This is a genomic window from Sphingomonas rubra (assembly GCF_900115745.1).
Classification (GTDB): Bacteria; Pseudomonadota; Alphaproteobacteria; order Sphingomonadales; family Sphingomonadaceae; genus Sphingomonas; species Sphingomonas rubra.
This window is the reverse complement of the sequence record NZ_FOXP01000006.1, coordinates 194,288-209,792: the sequence shown is the minus strand read 5'-3', so window position 1 is coordinate 209,792 and position 15,505 is coordinate 194,288. Positions and strand designations below refer to the sequence as shown.

Annotated in this window: 17 protein-coding genes and 2 other RNA genes; 5 read left to right on the top strand and 14 right to left on the bottom strand. The window is 69.5% G+C overall.

Going from position 1 to position 15,505, the window contains the following annotated elements; all coding sequences use genetic code 11:
* Positions 1-46 precede the first annotated feature (46 nt).
* The gene (locus tag BM145_RS09395) at positions 47-1,630 is read left to right on the top strand and encodes a SulP family inorganic anion transporter (protein ID WP_177200145.1); all 1,584 of its coding nucleotides are present in this window, start codon (positions 47-49) and stop codon (positions 1,628-1,630) included.
* Positions 1,627-2,262, top strand: coding sequence for a carbonic anhydrase (locus tag BM145_RS09390; protein WP_093333384.1), 636 nt, complete (start codon positions 1,627-1,629; stop codon positions 2,260-2,262). The genes BM145_RS09395 and BM145_RS09390 overlap by 4 nt, the downstream gene beginning before the upstream one ends.
* Positions 2,263-2,494: 232 nt before the next feature.
* On the opposite strand, the gene rnpB is transcribed toward BM145_RS09390, so the two are convergent.
* The 9 genes from rnpB to BM145_RS09345 form a co-directional block, all read right to left on the bottom strand.
* Positions 2,495-2,859, bottom strand: an RNA gene (rnpB, locus tag BM145_RS09385) — RNase P RNA component class A.
* Between the two features lie 11 nt (positions 2,860-2,870).
* Positions 2,871-3,560, bottom strand: coding sequence for an N-acetylmuramoyl-L-alanine amidase (locus tag BM145_RS09380; protein WP_093333383.1), 690 nt, complete (start codon positions 3,558-3,560; stop codon positions 2,871-2,873).
* 62 nt (positions 3,561-3,622) lie between these two features.
* Positions 3,623-4,462 (bottom strand): CheR family methyltransferase, encoded by an 840-nt coding sequence (locus BM145_RS09375; protein ID WP_093333382.1) that lies wholly within the window; start codon positions 4,460-4,462, stop codon positions 3,623-3,625.
* Positions 4,459-5,526, bottom strand: a complete 1,068-nt coding sequence (locus BM145_RS09370; RefSeq protein ID WP_245739225.1) for a chemotaxis protein CheB — start codon at positions 5,524-5,526, stop codon at positions 4,459-4,461. The genes BM145_RS09375 and BM145_RS09370 overlap by 4 nt, the downstream gene beginning before the upstream one ends.
* 10 nt (positions 5,527-5,536) lie before the next feature.
* Complete coding sequence (locus BM145_RS09365; protein WP_093333381.1) at positions 5,537-5,902, bottom strand: response regulator; 366 nt, start codon at positions 5,900-5,902, stop codon at positions 5,537-5,539.
* A gap of 77 nt (positions 5,903-5,979) precedes the next feature.
* A complete protein-coding gene (locus BM145_RS09360; RefSeq protein WP_093333380.1) occupies positions 5,980-6,408 on the bottom strand; it encodes a chemotaxis protein CheW in 429 nt (142 codons plus the stop codon).
* On the bottom strand, positions 6,405-8,696 hold the full coding sequence (locus BM145_RS09355; protein WP_093333379.1) for a chemotaxis protein CheA: 2,292 nt from the start codon (positions 8,694-8,696) through the stop codon (positions 6,405-6,407). Before BM145_RS09355 ends, BM145_RS09360 begins: the two co-directional genes overlap by 4 nt.
* 54 nt (positions 8,697-8,750) lie before the next feature.
* On the bottom strand, positions 8,751-9,389 hold the full coding sequence (locus BM145_RS09350) for a histidine phosphotransferase family protein (RefSeq protein WP_093333378.1): 639 nt from the start codon (positions 9,387-9,389) through the stop codon (positions 8,751-8,753).
* Complete coding sequence (locus tag BM145_RS09345) at positions 9,386-9,841, bottom strand: M67 family metallopeptidase (protein WP_093333426.1); 456 nt, start codon at positions 9,839-9,841, stop codon at positions 9,386-9,388. The genes BM145_RS09350 and BM145_RS09345 overlap by 4 nt, the downstream gene beginning before the upstream one ends.
* Before the next feature lie 19 nt (positions 9,842-9,860).
* Between BM145_RS09345 and BM145_RS09340 the strand changes: the two genes are divergently transcribed.
* The 3 genes from BM145_RS09340 (at position 9,861) to mtgA (ending at position 12,505) form a co-directional block, all read left to right on the top strand.
* Positions 9,861-10,808 carry an RluA family pseudouridine synthase gene (locus BM145_RS09340; protein WP_093333377.1) on the top strand — a complete coding sequence of 316 codons (948 nt, stop codon included), beginning with the start codon at positions 9,861-9,863 and terminating at the stop codon, positions 10,806-10,808.
* A gap of 61 nt (positions 10,809-10,869) precedes the next feature.
* On the top strand, positions 10,870-11,775 hold the full coding sequence (gene rpoH / locus BM145_RS09335) for an RNA polymerase sigma factor RpoH (protein ID WP_093333376.1): 906 nt from the start codon (positions 10,870-10,872) through the stop codon (positions 11,773-11,775).
* A gap of 55 nt (positions 11,776-11,830) precedes the next feature.
* Positions 11,831-12,505, top strand: a complete 675-nt coding sequence (gene mtgA / locus BM145_RS09330; protein ID WP_093333375.1) for a monofunctional biosynthetic peptidoglycan transglycosylase — start codon at positions 11,831-11,833, stop codon at positions 12,503-12,505.
* Between the two features lies 1 nt (position 12,506).
* Here the strand turns inward: mtgA and BM145_RS09325 are convergent, their stop codons facing one another.
* From BM145_RS09325 to BM145_RS16045, 5 genes are all read right to left on the bottom strand, one after another.
* Positions 12,507-12,749 (bottom strand): hypothetical protein, encoded by a 243-nt coding sequence (locus tag BM145_RS09325; protein ID WP_245739224.1) that lies wholly within the window; start codon positions 12,747-12,749, stop codon positions 12,507-12,509.
* Positions 12,750-12,854: 105 nt separating this feature from the next.
* Positions 12,855-13,178 (bottom strand): YbaB/EbfC family nucleoid-associated protein, encoded by a 324-nt coding sequence (locus tag BM145_RS09320; protein ID WP_093333374.1) that lies wholly within the window; start codon positions 13,176-13,178, stop codon positions 12,855-12,857.
* Positions 13,175-14,818: a DNA polymerase III subunit gamma/tau gene (locus tag BM145_RS09315; RefSeq protein WP_093333373.1), complete on the bottom strand. Its 1,644-nt coding sequence runs from the start codon at positions 14,816-14,818 to the stop codon at positions 13,175-13,177. The genes BM145_RS09320 and BM145_RS09315 overlap by 4 nt, the downstream gene beginning before the upstream one ends.
* Positions 14,819-15,035: 217 nt before the next feature.
* Positions 15,036-15,132, bottom strand: an RNA gene (gene ffs / locus BM145_RS09310) — signal recognition particle sRNA small type.
* Positions 15,133-15,179: 47 nt separating this feature from the next.
* Positions 15,180-15,500, bottom strand: coding sequence for a hypothetical protein (locus BM145_RS16045; protein WP_177200143.1), 321 nt, complete (start codon positions 15,498-15,500; stop codon positions 15,180-15,182).
* Between the last annotated feature and the right edge of the window lie 5 nt (positions 15,501-15,505).

Genomic DNA, 15,505 nt, shown 5'->3' with positions numbered 1-15,505 from the left:
CATGATCGGCCGGTCAGATGTCCGCGATCGCGCCCGAAGAGGAGTAATGGTGTCGTCTCCCAAGAACCTGCTCGCTAGCGTCCGTGCCGACCTCCCCGCCTCCGTCGTGGTGTTCCTGGTCGCGCTGCCGCTCTGCCTCGGCGTCGCCCTCGCCTCCGGCGCGCCGCTCTTCTCCGGCCTGATCGCCGGCATCGTCGGCGGCATCGTCGTCGGCTCGGTATCGAAATCGTCGCTGTCGGTCAGCGGTCCGGCGGCCGGGCTCACCGTGATCGTGCTTGCGGCGATCGAGAGCCTGCCCAGCTTCCAGGTGTTCACGCTGGCGGTGGTGCTGGCCGGCATACTCCAGATCGCCTTTTATTTCACCCGCGCCGGCATCCTGGCGGAGTTCGTGCCGTCGTCGGTCATCACCGGCATGCTCGCCGCGATCGGCCTGATCCTGATCCTGAAGCAGATTCCCCACGCCGTCGGCTACGACGGCGAGGCGGAGGGCATCTTCGAATTCTCCACCCGCGACGGCGCCAACACCTTTACCCGCATCGCGGGCAGCCTGACCAACTCGATCACGCCCGGCGCGGTGCTGATCGCCGGGGTCAGCCTGGTGTTCCTGTTCTGGTGGGATGCGGCGCGGCCCAAACAGGGCCCGTTGCGCTTCGTGCCCGGCCCGCTCGTCGTGGTCGTCATCGGCGTCGTCGGCAACGCGCTGCTCGGCCTCCTCGTCCCCGCGTGGCAGCTCGGCCGCACGCACCTCGTTCAGGTGCCGATCGCCGACAGCCCGGCGGCGTTCCTGCGCCTCTTCTCGCTGCCCGATTTCACCGCGGTCACCAACAGCGCGGTCTGGATCACCGCCGCGACGCTGGCGATCGTCGCCAGCCTCGAATCGCTGCTCAGCGTCACCGCGGTGGACGAGATCGATCCCAAGCGTCGCTCCACCGACAAGAACTGGGAATTGCTGGCACAGGGCGGCGGCAACATTGTCTCCGGCCTGGTCGGGGGTTTGCCCGTCACCTCCGTCATCGTGCGCTCGTCCGCCAATGTCGATTCGGGCGCGGAGAGCAAGCTGTCGACCATCCTTCACGGCAGCTGGCTGCTGCTGTCCGTGGCGCTGATCCCCTTCGTGCTCAATCTCATCCCGCTCTCGGCGCTCGCCGCGGTGTTGATCGCCACCGGCTACAAGCTGGCCAAGCCCAAGCTGTTCCTGGAACGCTGGAAACAGGGGTGGAGCCAGTTCGTGCCACTGGTCGTCACGGTGCTGGCGATCCTCTTCACCGACCTGCTCGAAGGCATCCTGATCGGCATGGGCGTCGGCTTCGTGTTCGTCGTCGCGCGCAATTTCCGCACCGCCATCACGGTGACGCACGACGGCGCCGACTGGATGGTGCGCGCGCGCCGCAACCTCTACTTCATCCACAAGCACGAGCTGCAGCAATGCCTCGGTCGCGTGCCCGACGGCGCCAATTTGCTGATCGATCTGTCGGCGACCAGCTATGTCGACCTCGACAATGTCGACATCATCAACGCCTTCATCAAGAACGCCGCGCACCGCGACATCGCGGTCATCGTTCGCGGCGACATCGCCGGCAAGACGACGCCGATGATCGACGCTCCCCTCGCCGAGGTCCGCTACGCATGAAGGCCACCAAGCAGCTGCTCCTCGCCAATCGCGCCTGGGCAACCGAACTGACCGACGAGAAACCCGATTATTTCAGCCGCCAGGCCGTCGGCCAGCGACCGCAATTCCTGTGGATCGGCTGCTCGGACAGCCGCGTCAGCCCGGAACAGATGACCCAGTCGCAACCCGGCGGCCTCTACACCCATCGCAACGTCGGCAATCTGGTGCAGGACGGCGACCTCAATCTCCTGTCGGTGATCCAGTACGCCGTGGACGAGCTGGAGGTGCCCAACATCGTGCTGTGCGGCCACCACGGCTGCGCGGGCATGCACGCGGCGCTGTCGGGCGGCATCGACGGTCCGATGGACAGGTGGCTGGAGAACGCCCGCGCCGTCGCCCATGCCCATGCCGGCGAGCTTGATGCCGTACCGGAGGAGCAGCGCGTCGACCGGCTCGTCGAGATGAACGTCCGCGATCAGCTGCTCCACCTCGCCCGCACCGCCACCGTGCAGGCCGCCTTTGCCGCCGGCCGAGACCTCACCCTCCACGGCTGGGTCTACGACATCCGCGACGGCCTGCTGAAACCGCTGCTGGAAATCGACCGCCACACTGCCATCGACCAGGTCGGCCGCCCGGAGGCCGTGCTGCTGTAAGGCATCCCGCAGGCACCAGCGGCCCCCGCTCCTCACCCCGGCCCTGTGCCGGGGTCCACCGCGCCGCGGACGAACAGCTCGGTGGCACCGCTTTCCTACAAGGAACGGAACGGGTACATACGCCGAGACGACCGCTCGTCCCGCTGTTTCTCAATATCGCTTTCGGAAACGATCAACCCGGCAAGTTTCTGTTCAGGGGTCAATCGAGTCAAGCAACCGTGACCTTCGGTGAGGCGCCAGAGGGTCTGTAAGCCGGGTTCTGTCCACCCCTGACGGGGCTGTGCGACCATTCCTCTAGGACGACGCTCGCGCGCCGCCTCCAGCAATCAACCCGGACGGCGAGCCGGAACGAGGCTCATGTGCCATCCCTATTCGATCTTGCTCCCGGTGGGGTTTACCGTGCCGCTCCCGTTGCCGGTCGCGCGGTGCGCTCTTGCCGCACCCTTTCACCATGGCGTCGCCGAAGCGGTCGCCGTCTGCTCTCTGTGGCACTATCCCTCGGGTCGCCCCGGCCGGGCGTTACCCGGCACCGTCGTTCCATGGAGCCCGGACTTTCCTCGCGCACCCGAAGATGCCCGCGGTCGCCCGACCCTCTGGCGTCCGCCGCCCTAATCGTCCCCCCGCGGTTTGGGAAGCAGCAATGCCAGCAGGATCATCCGACATTCGGCGTCGATTTCGCCGTCGACCAGCTCGGGACGGAAGCGCCGCTGGAATGCCATGATCGCCGCCATCCGGTCGCCCACGTCGTACCCGAACCGCTCCAGCGCCAGGCAGAAGCCGGCCTCCGTCCAGTGCGGGTCCATCAGCCCCTTGGTCGGCCGCGGCAGCGCCAGCCGCAGCCGCGCCAGATCGCCCCACGGGAACAGCTCGCCCGGATCGCGCTTGCGCGCCGGGGCGATGTCCGAATGGCCGACCACGTTGCCGCGGGTGACGGCGTGGCGCTGCTTGATGTCGGCGACCAACGCGATCACCGCGGCCATCTGCTCGTCGGGGAACGGCCGGTATCCCCATTCGTGGCCGGGATTGACGATCTCGATGCCGATGCTCGCCGAATTGACGTCGTCGATCGTCCGCCAGTGCGACCGACCCGCGTGCCACGCGCGTTTGTCCTCGGCGACCATGCGCAGCACCGTGCCGTCCTCGGCTACCAGATAATGGCAGGAGACCTTGGCCTCGGGGTCGCGCAACCGTGCTATCGCTCCCTCCGCATCGGGCATGCCGGTATAATGGAGGACGATCATGGAAACGGGCAGCGCGCGCTCGTCCCAGTTCGGCGAAGGCGTGTCGATGATGGTCATGGCCGGCTCGCAACTCCGCTCGGTTCGCCCCGTTGGCGCAAGCCGCCGCCGGGGGCAAGCCGTCAGGCGGCACGGGACCGTTCGACCGGAGCGGCCGTGCGCTCGTACAGGCCGCGATACCGGGCGCTCGGATGGAACAACCCGGTCTGTCCGATCACCGTCTCGCCCGCCCCCAGCACCAGGAAGCCACCCGGGCGCAGCGCCGCGGCGATCTTGGCGAACACCGTTCGCTTGTAGGGCGCGGCCAGGTACAGCAGCACGTTGCGGCACAGCACCATGTCGAACTGCCCCGCCGGTGCCGGATCGACCACCAGGTTCATCCGGCGATAGCTGACGTGGCGCAGCAGGTCGGCGGAGACGGTCCACTCGGCATCATTGCCCTCGAACCAGTGCATCAGCCGGCGCACCGGCAGGCCGCGCTGGACCTCGAACTGCGTGTACCGCCCTGCCCGCGCCCGGGCGAGCGCGGATTCCGACACGTCCGTCGCGACGATCTCGGGCATCGACGCCGCCGAGCTGCCAGGCCGCTCGGCGAACATCATCGCCAGCGACAGCGGCTCCTGCCCCGTCGCGCATCCCGCGCTCCACAACCGCACCCTGCCCTCCCCCCCGATCGCCTGGTCGATCAGGTCAAAGGTCCCGGCGTCACGGAAGAAGGAGGTCTCGCCGTTCAGCAGCGCCTCGACGATACGGTCGGCGACCTGCCCATCATGGCCGGACAGGAACTGCGCAACGAGTTCGTCCAGGGTCTCCAACCCTCGGGCACGGAGCAGCGGCGTCAGCTCGGTGTCGAGCCGCCAGGCGCGGTGGCTGGCGATCTGCTGGCCGGTCCGCGCCTCCAGCAGCGCGGCCAGCACGGAGTGCGCGGCGCTCGGCGCCGGCTTGGCGGTCGCACCCATCATGGCCGCCGCCCCGTCGCGATCAGCCGGCCGAGCGCCTCGGGCGGCAGCGTCGCCGCCTCGAACCCCTGCGACACGATCGCGGCGGGCATGCCCCAGACGACCGAACTGGCCTGGTCCTGGACGATCACCGTTCCTCCCGCTTCGTGGACCCGCCGCGCACCATCCGCGCCGTCGCGGCCCATGCCGCTCAGCACCACGGCGAGCGCGCGCGCGCCATACACCTCCGCCACCGAGGCGAACATCGGATCGACCGACGGCAGGCAGCCGCTCGCCGCCGGCGCGGTCGTCAGCCGGATCGCCGCCTCATGGTCGCCGATCGAGACGCATTGCAGATGCGCGTCGCCCGGCGCGACGATCACCCGCCCGGGCCTGATCCGCAGCCGGTGCGCCGCGACCTCGCACGGCCGGCCCGCCAGCACGGCGAGCTGCGCGGCGAAATAGGGCATGAACGACGCCGGTAGATGCTGCGTCACCAGGATCGGCGACCGGAAACCTGCCGGCAACGCGCGCAGCAGCAGCCCCAGCGCGTGGATGCCGCCCGTCGACGCACCGATCGCGACGACGTCGTAATCGCCGATCGCCGGCAGGGTCACCGCGGCGGCTCTGCCTTTCCCGCAGCGACTCGCGCCATCGGGGGTCCGAGCGGACAACCGCTCCAGTCGCTCGATCAGCTGCGCGCCGAAGCGGCCGGACATGGCGGCGACATCGGGCTTGACCAGCGTGTCCGCCGCGCCGAGCGCCAGTGCGCGGACGCTGTTCTTCGCCCCGTCCGCGGTCGATCCGGCGACGACGATGATCTTCGCGTCGCCGGCGGCAGCGATCAGCTCGGGCAACGCGGTCAGCCCGTCCACCCGCGGCAGCACCACATCGAGCAGGATGAAATCGACCCGTGTGCGGGACAGGAAATCGAGCGCCGCCGCCACGGAGCCGACCGCGCCGACCGTCCGGAACCTGGCGCTGTCGTCCACCAGCCGCGCCAGCACCGCCCGCGCGACGACCGAGTCGTCGACGACGAGCACGCCGGCGACCGCCGGGTCGAAGGGGATGGGCGCGGCCGACGGCACGATCGTGCGATCAGGCGAGGCCGACGATCTGCAGCTTGGATTCCAGCGTGTCGCGGTCGAACGGCTTCATCACGTACTCGTCTGCCCCCGCCTCGATCGCGGCACGGATATAGGCCATGCCGTTCTCCGTCGTGCAGAACACCACCTTGGGCCGGGTCGGCACGTCCGATTCGCGCAGCGCGCGGAGGAAATCCATGCCGCTCATCACCGGCATGTTCCAGTCGAGCAGGATCACGTCGGGCGGCGAGGCCATGCAAGCGTCGAGCGCCTCGCGCCCGTCGCCCGCCTCGCTGACGGTGAATTCCAGCGTTTCGAGGATGTGGCGCGCCACCTTGCGGATCACCTTGGAGTCGTCCACCACCAGACACGTCTTCATGGATTGGCCTTTTCACGCGAGGTTCGCTCCCGACCTTGCCCGCGAACGGTAAGCGTCGGATTAATCGATCAAATGATTCAGGCGGCGTCCGCGACGGCGACCGGGATCAGTGCGGCGATGTCGAGCACCAGCAACGGCTCGCCCTCGTGCTCGACCATCGCCGTGCCGCCTCGCGACCAGCCGTCTTCACCGCCGTGACCACCAGGCAGCGGCCGTCGGTCGAGCGGCGCCACGTCCTGCAACGCGTCGACCAGAAAGGCGTAGTGATGGCCGTCGATCTTCGCCACCACCGCACGGTGCACGATGGCCGACGGCGGCAGGCCCAGCGCGACGCGGGTATCGATCACCGTGACCACTCGGCTGCGCAGCGCGGCGAGGCCGCGCACCGCGACGGGAGCATGCGGCACCGCGACGATCGCGTCGATGTCGACCACCGAATCGACCAGCCCGCCGTCGATGGCGACGCCGCGATCCGCGATCTGCGCGATCAGGTAGAGGTCCTTCATGCGGCTTTCCCCGTCCGGGTGGCGAGCGCGGCGAGCAGCGCCGCACGATCGTAGCGGTATATCCCTCGCCCGCCGGTCGCCGGCTGGCGGCTGAGCAGCACCGTCGCCTCGTCGGCGAGCGCGACCGGATCGTCATCCATCGCCAGGGTCACCGAGGCGCCGTGCGCCTCCGCCTCGCTGCCGACGCAACGATATCCCGCCGCCTCGACCACCGGCCGCAGGAACACGTCCATCCAATCCGATCCGTCGGAGCGCAGATAGCATAGCGGGCGGCAGTCCATCATCGGCACCTCGCCCGCGAACAGCGCGTGCGCGTCGAGCAACTCGACCTGCTCGCCCGCGACCAGCGCCACCCCCGCGATCCCCGCCCGGCGGGCTGGCGCGATGGCGCGCGGAAGCGACACGATCTCCTGCGCCTCGGCAATAGCGTAGGCGATCTCGGAGGCGCCGTCCGTCAGCCGCAACAACGTCACCGAGTGTGCGGGCAGCGGCCCCTGGGCGATTAGCGGCACGACCGCGTCGGCCAGCGACAGGTGGAGACGGCCGCCGGTATCGCCGATCGCGCTCGCCGCCACCTTCTCGACCCGGTCGACCACCGCGAGGGCCACCGCGCGGCGGCGGCCGTCGAGATCGTCGAAGAGCAGAGTCGTCAGCCCCTGCTCCTCCGCCGTGTCGTCCTCGGCGGCGGCCGGCACGACGCCGCGCAGCCCCGCCGCCGCCGCGACTCCGCCCGGATCGAGCAGCAGCAGCGGCAATCCGCTGTCTGGCAAGGTCTGGCCGGCGAACAGGCCGCTCGCCATCACCGCGGGCGCGGCGGGCTTCACCACCAGCTCCTCGGTATCGAGCACGGCGTCCACCGCCAGCGCGTAATGGCCGTCGCGCGTGGCGACGATGGCGAGCACCGTCGGCTCGCCGCCGACCCCCAGCGTGGTGCCGAGATCGGCGAGCGGCAGCCGCTCGCCCCGCACGGTCGCGACCCGCCCGGCCCCCAGATGATCGATCCGCACGGCGGAATTCTTGAGCGACACGATCTCCTCGATCGCCTGGCGCGGAAGGGCGAAACGCTGCGCCCCTGCGCCAACCATGATGGTCGGGATGATCGACAGGGTGAGCGGCACGTGCATCGTCAGCGTCAGGCCCTGGCCCGGACGGTTGGTCGCGCGCACGCGGCCGCCCAGCTGCTCGATATTGGCGCGCACCACGTCCATACCGACACCGCGGCCCGACAGCGCGGTGACGGTGTCGCGGCTCGACAGGCCGGGCGCGAAGATCAGCGACACGCGATCCTCCTCGCTCATCCGTTCCGCCTCGGCCTCGGTCAGCAGGCCCGACTCGACGGCCTTGCGCGCCAGCCGCGCGGTGTCGACGCCGGCGCCGTCGTCCTCGATCTCGACCAGGATCTGGTTGCCGGACTGACGCGCGGTGATCGACAGCCGCCCGGTCTCGCACTTGCCCGCCGCGCGGCGGGCCTCGGGCGCGCCGATGCCGTGATCGACGGCGTTGCGGATGATGTGGACGAACGGATCGCGCAGCAGTTCGATCATCTCGCGATCGAGCTCGACGTCACCCCCCTCGATCGCCAGCGACACCTGTTTGCCGAGCGGTGCGGCAACGTCGCGGACCATGCGGGGGATGGGCGAGAACAACGCTTCGATCCGCTGCATCCGGGTGCGCGTCACCGTGTCGCGCATCTCGGCGACGGTGGCCGACAGGCGATCGAGCGCCGCCTCCACCCGCGGGTCGATCTCCCCGTCGCGCAGCCGGCGGGCGAGCTCGTTGCGCGCCAGCACCATGTCCGACATGCCCGCCATCATCCGATCGAGCAGTTCCACTCCCAGCCGCACGCTGCGCCCGGCGGCGCGAACAGGAACGCCCGGCATCGAGTCGGCCGCCTGCATCAACGGGGAGACCGGCGGCGCCGCATCCTCCGCCAGCGCGGCGACCAGAAAATCGTCGGGCGTGTCGTCCAGCGGCTGACCCGCGTCGAGCGCCGCCGTCAGCTCCCCGATGCGATCCACGATGGCGAGCACCGCCGTGACCAGCGCCCCGTCGGGCACGCGGCGACCGTCGCGTACCGCCGCCAGCGTATCCTCGGCCGCGTCGGCCAGGCGGCCGAGCCGGGGCAGGTCGAGGAAGCCGCAGCTGCCCTTCACCGTGTGGACGAAGCGGAAGATGGCGTCGAGGCGCGCGCGGTCGGCCGGGGCGGCCTCCCACAGCACGATCTCGCCCGACAATGCCTCCAGCGTCTCGCGCGTCTCGGCGATGAATTCCTGCAGCAGGTCGTCCATGCCGGCCCTGTTGGACCAACAGGCGTTAAAGCCGGCTTTACTGCACGACCGGTCTCAGCGCGCCGCCATCGTCGCGCCGAAGATCATCGCGCCGGCGGCGGGCTCGACCACCTGTACGACACCGCCTGTCTGCGCCGCCAGCGTGTGGACCAGCCAGGCCGCCGCGCCACGCGCGGTGACCTGGTCGCTGCCATTGGTCAGGGTGGCGCGGATTTCCGGGTCCAGGATGATCTTCGCCCCCTCGATCTTGACCACGATCTCCAACTGGCCGCCATGCTCCTCGGCGCCGATGTCCAGCGTACCGCCGCGGACCAGCGCCTCGTTGGCGATCAGCGCCAGGTTGAGCAGCACCTTGACCGCCGGCTTGAGCAGCGCCTCCGCCTCGACCAGCCAGCCGAGCGTGGTACGCTTGGCGTCGGACAGCAGCCCCTCGATCGCGGCGCGCGCCTCGCGCGGGTCGACCATGTCGCCGAACCCTCCCGCCGCACCGAACGCCAGCCGGAAGAACTTCAGCTTGTTGGCCGACGTTCGCGCGCTCTCCGCCAGCAACTCCATGCAGCGCTGGCGCATCGCCGGGTCGGTCTCGTCGGCGAGCAGTTCCAGCCCGTTGTTGAGCGCGCCGACGGGCGAGAGAAGGTCGTGGCAGAGCCGCGAGCAGAGCAGGCTGGCGTAATCGACCGGGCTGATGGTCATGAAAGGTCCCTGTGTGATGCGCCGGTTGTGGACGCTGCGCTCCGCCGCGGCAAGCGCGTCGGAAGGTGCAGCGGCTCGAAACGGCCATGCAACGGCCCGCCGGCCACCGCGCGCCACGCGGTGACATGATCGCCGGCGACGACGATCCAGATGCCACCGTCGGGCGCCGCGTCGGCGGCATCGCGCGGCGACGGCTCGGCGCGGCCGCCGGGATGCGAGTGGAAACAGCCGATCACCGCCGGCTCTCCCGCCCGCGCCCGACGATGTGCGGCGATCAGCGCGGCGGGATCGATCTCGAACCATCGGGCAGGGTCGGCCGCGACGTTGCGGCACGGCTCTACCGCGTCGACGCGCAGACCGGAACCTAGCAGCAGCCCGCACGCTTCCACCACGGGATCGCGCATCGTTTCGGCGACGATCCGATCCAGCGACTCCCTTGATATTTCCAACATCGAAGCCATCTCAGCGAACATGGACCGGGGGGCCCAACTCATTCAAGCGACGATCGCACCCGGCGCTGACGGCTGGCGGCTCGACCGTGCGCTCGCCGACGCCGTCCCGACGCTGTCGCGCGAGCGGCTGAAAGTGCTGATCGCCAGCGGCGCGGTGACGCGGGACGGGGCGATGGCGCGCGATCCAGCCCGCCGCGCGGGTGCCGGCGAGGTGTTCGCCGTCAGCGTTCCCCTGCCAGCCCCGGCGCACAACGAGGCGCAGGACATTCCGCTGGTCGTCGCGTTCGAGGACGAGCATCTGATCGTCGTCGACAAGCCCGCCGGGCTGGTCGTGCACCCGGCGGCGGGCAATCTCGACGGGACGCTGGTCAACGCGCTGCTCCACCATTGCGGCGGATCGCTGTCGGGGATCGGCGGCGTCGCGCGGCCGGGCATCGTCCACCGCATCGACAAGGATACCAGCGGGCTGATGGTTGCGGCCAAAACCGACCGCGCGCACGAGGGGTTGGCCAGGCAGTTCGCCGATCATTCGATCGATCGCCGCTACCGCGCGATCGTCGGCGGGCGGCCGCGGCCGGCGGCGGGCAGCGTCGATGCGCCGCTCGCCCGCAGTCCGCAGAACCGCAAGAAGGTGGCGGTGCAGGCGCACGGCAAACGCGCGGTGACGCATTACACCACGCTGACGCCGCTCAAGGACGCGGCCTTGATCGAGTGCCGGCTGGAAACGGGGCGCACGCACCAGGTGCGCGTCCACATGGCGTCGATCGGCCACGCGCTGCTCGGCGATCCCGTCTACGGCCGGTCGAAAGGCGCGACGCGGGCGCTGCTAGAAACCCTCGATTTCCGGCGCCAGGCGTTGCACGCGCAGCGGCTGGGGTTCATTCATCCAGTAACACAGGTCGCTCACGCGTTCGAAAGCGAGATGCCGGGCGACATGCAGGAACTGTTCAGCCGGCTTCACGTATAGGTTCACGACCCGTTCGCCGCGCTGCGGCAGACGCGTCTCCGACAGGAAAGGTTTTCGGATCATGGCAAAAGGCTCGAACGTCCCGGCGACGATTCCCGCGCTCGGCGGGGAGCAGAGCCTCAATCGCTACCTGTCGGAAATCCGCAAGTTCCCGCTGCTCCAGCCGGAGCAGGAATATATGCTCGCCAAGCGCTTCCAGGAGCACGGCGACACCGATGCGGCGGCGCAGCTGGTCACGTCGCACCTTCGCCTCGTCGCCAAGATCGCGATGGGCTATCGCGGCTACGGCCTGCCGACGTCCGAGCTGATCTCGGAGGGCAATATCGGCCTGATGCAGGGCGTGAAGAAGTTCGAGCCCGATCGCGGCTTCCGTCTCGCCACCTACGCCATGTGGTGGATCAGGGCGTCGATCCAAGAGTACATCCTGCGCTCGTGGTCGCTGGTGAAGATGGGGACCACCGCCGCGCAGAAGAAGCTGTTCTTCAACCTGCGCCGCATGAAGTCCAAGCTCGACGCGTTCGAGGACGGCGACCTGCGACCCGAGCACGTCACCAAGATCGCCACCGATCTGGGCGTGGCGGAGAGCGACGTCGTCAGCATGAACCGCCGCATGGCGATGGGCGGCGATACGTCGCTCAACGTTCCCATGCGCGAAGATGGTGAAGGCCAGTGGCAAGACTGGCTTCAGGACGACGCGCCGCTCCAGGACAAGATCGTCGCCGACCAGCAGGAGGCGGACGTGCGTCACGGCATGCTCGTGTCGGCGATGGACGATCTCAACGACCGCGAGAAGCACATCCTGACCGAGCGGCGGCTGACCGATGATCCCAAGACCTTGGAGGAACTCTCGCAGGTCTACGGCGTCAGCCGCGAGCGCGTCCGCCAGATCGAGGTGCGCGCGTTCGAGAAGCTTCAGAAGGCGATGATGCGCCTAGCCGGCGAGAAGCGGATGCTGACCGCGGCCTGATCCCCGCGGGCGCGGGGTTCTGGCCGTGGCGCGCGCCGCGCGCTAGATAGGGCCGATGTTCTCGCTTCTTCGCTGGTTGTTCAAGGCCGCGCTCGTCTTCGTCGGCGTATCGGTGCTGTGGGTCGGGATCTACCACTTCGTGCCGGTGCCGTTCACCTTCACCATGGCCGGCGACCTGTTGCAGGGGCGCAGCGTCACCAAGGACTGGATGAGCCTGGACGAGATGAGCCCCAACATGGCGCGCGCCGCCATCGCCGGGGAGGATGCGCGCTTCTGCGAGCATCACGGGTTCGACTTCGACGCGATCGCCGACGCGGCCCAGCGCAATGCGCGCGGCGGGCGGATCAGGGGCGGGTCGACGATCAGCCAGCAGACCGCCAAGAACGCGTTCCTGTTCCAGGGCGGCGGTTACCTGCGCAAGGCGGTAGAGGCGTGGTTCACCGTGCTGATCGAAGCGATGTGGCCGAAGCGACGGATCATGGAAGTATATTTGAACGTCGCCGAGACGGGGATCGGCACCTACGGCGCCAACGCGGCGGCGTTCCGGTACTTCAACCATGACGCGTCGCGACTGTCGCCGACCGAGGCGGGACGGATCGCGGCGGTACTGCCGCTGCCCAAGAAGCGCGCCGCCATATCCCCGACCGGCTCGGTACGCCGTCACGGCAACGTGATTACCCGCCATGTGGGCGTGGTGCGCCGCGCCGGGCTCGACTCCTGTCTGCGCTGACTTATTTTTCCCCGCCGACCGCGTCGCCTACCTTGTCGGCCGCGCCGCCGACGCTCTTGGCGGCGGAGGTGATCGCGGCATCCTTGCCGTTCTGGGCAGATTGACGCGAGAAGAGGTAGAAGCCGCCGATCAGCACGGCGATCAGCAGCACCACCGCGAGAAGGACCGTTCCGCCGGAGCTGCGCCGCTCGATGATGGTGGTATGGGGCGGCATGTCGCTGGTCGTGATACGTTCGTCGGCCACGAAATCCTCCTATGATGACGTGCGGTCAACAACGGCAGGTCGAGGAGATTTGTTCCGCGAGCGGAATGGATCGCTCTCCCCCTCCAGCGAACGAAGAAGAGCGCCTCAGAACGGCAGTTTGAAGCCCGGCGGAAGGGGCAGGCCGCTCGTCATCTTCGACATCTCGGTCGACGACACCGCGTCCGCCTTGGTGCGGGCGTCGTTGAACGCGGCGGCGAGCAGGTCTTCCAGCATCTGCTTCTCGGACGCCTGCATCAGCGAATCGTCGATCGAGATGTTCGAGATGCGGCCCTTGGCCGTCGCCTTCACCCTGACCAGGCCGCCGCCCGAGACGCCCTCCACCTCGATCGTGTCGAGGTTCTCCTGCGCCTTCTGCAGCTCGTTCTGAACGTTCTGGGCCATCGCCAGGATCTCATCGAGGTTCTTCATGCGGTGTTCCTTTGCGGGGGCGTCCAGCCTTCGAGGACGGCGTCGGGAAACGCCTCCAACGCGGCGCGGACCAGCGGGGTTGCGAGCACGGCGTCGCGCTCGGCGGTCTCGGCCGCCTTGGCCGCCTCGACCAGGGTGAGCGCGCCGGGCGCGTTCTCCAGCGTGACGGTCCATTTGGCACCCGTCGTGTCGCGCAGCGCGGGGGCGAGTTCGTCCATCATCCCGCCGGGGATCGGCCGGGCATTGCTGAGCACCAGTTCGGGCGGGGCGTAACGGACGACGCTGGCGCAATTCTTCAGCCGCTCGGCGAGAAGCAGGTGCGTCCTGTCGCCGAGCAGCGCGACGAGGGCGGCGAAGGTCGGCGGCAGTGCGGGCGCCTGCGCGACGGGCCCGGGCGTCGGCGGCGCGGCGGGCAAGGTCGGCGCAGGCCCGGCCGGCGCGGTACCGTCGGCCAGACGACGGGCAAGGTCGCCGGGATCGGGCAGCTGCGACGCGTGGATGACGCGCAGCAGCGCCATCTCCGCCGCCTCGATCGGCAGAACGGCGTGGGCGACCTCGTCATGCCCTTTCAACATCAACTGCCAGAGGCGGTGAAGAACGGGAAAGGACAGGCGCGTCGCCCAGTCGGTGCGGGCGGCGCGCTCCTCCAGCGCCTGTGCGGGGTCCTCGCCGGCGCCGACCTTGGCGAGGGTGATGCCGTGCACCGTCTCCAGCAAGGCGCGCAGCACCGCTTGCGGGTCGACGCCGTAATTATATTGGCGGCGCAGCGATGCGAGCGCGGCGGCCGAGTCGCCGGCGAGGAGCAGCGCGAACAGGTCGCGCACCGCGCCGCGGTCCGACAGGCCGAGCATCTGGCGGACCGCGTCGGCGGCGACCCCCTGCCCTTCCAGCCCGGCATGCGCGATCGCCTGGTCGAGGATCGACAGGCCGTCGCGCGCGGAGCCCTCCGCCGCGCGCGCGATCAGCGCCAGCGCCTCCGGCTCGGCGACGACGCCCTCCTTCTCGCAGACGGCGGCGAAGTGGGCGGCCAGCTTCTCGGCGGTGATGCGACGCAGGTCGAACCGCTGGCAGCGCGACAGGACGGTGATGGGGACCTTGTTCACCTCGGTGGTGGCGAACAGGAACTTGACGTGCGCGGGGGGCTCCTCCAGCGTCTTCAACAGCGCGTTGAAGGCGTTCTTGGAGAGCATGTGGACCTCGTCCACGATGTAGATCTTGAAGCGCGCAGCGACCGCGGCGTAGCGCGATGCCTCGATGATCTCGCGCACGTCGTCGACGCCGGTATGCGACGCGGCGTCCATCTCGATCACGTCGATGTGCCGACCCTCCGCGATGGCACGGCATGGCTCGCATTGGCCGCACGGGTCGATCGTCGGGCCGCCCTGCCCGTCCGGCCCGACGCAGTTGAGCGCCTTGGCGATCAGGCGGGCGGTGGAGGTCTTTCCCACGCCGCGCACACCCGTCATCAGGAAGGCGTGCGCGAGGCGGTCGCGCTTGATCGCGTTGCCCAGCGTCTGGACCATCGCGTCCTGGCCGATCAGCTCGGAGAAGGTCTGCGGGCGGTACTTGCGCGCCAGGACGCGGTAGGCTTCGGCCTTGGCAGGCTGCGGCGGTTCGCCAAGATCGAACGAGTCGGCCACGTCAGCGGGCCCCGACGGTAGCGAAGGCCGCGCACGGTCGGGTGGAGGTTCGCGGAAAGCGCATGGCGGCGCGGATGCCACAGAACGGGGCTTGGAGGAAAGCATTGTCGGGGATCGGGGTGGCGCCGCGGCGAAGCCGCGTCGTCGGACGGGAGCACTGTTCCCGCCGGCCGCGCTCGCGCATCTCGGCGCCGACTTACCGGCGTCATGTGCGCTGCGCGGTGAGAGCCGGACGACCCGTGGGGGAATCGTTGCGGCTGCTTCCTTCCGGACCTGACCGGGTTGGCGACGACCACGCCCGCCCGACTCTCGCGCGCCCTATGGCGGAGCCGGGCTCCCGGATCAAGGCTGCGATCAAGGCTCAGCGAAAGGTGCGGAAGCACTCGCGACCGTAATAGCCGGTCCGGCACGTCACCCGGCCATATCCGTCACGGCCCCAGCGTGCACCGCGGTTCCAGCGATGGCCGCCGCGCCAGCGCGGTCCGCGCCGGTCCCAGCGATCGCCGCGCCAACCACGCCGGTCGCCGCGCCAGCCGCGATCCCCTCGCCAGCCACGGTCGCCCTGCCAGCCGGGTCCGCCGCCATAGCCATAGCCGTAGCGCTGCGCCTCGGCGGGGGCGGCGGTCACCGTCGTCGTGCCGGCGGCGAGCAGGCCCGCGGCCACCATCATCGTGATCTTCATTGCTC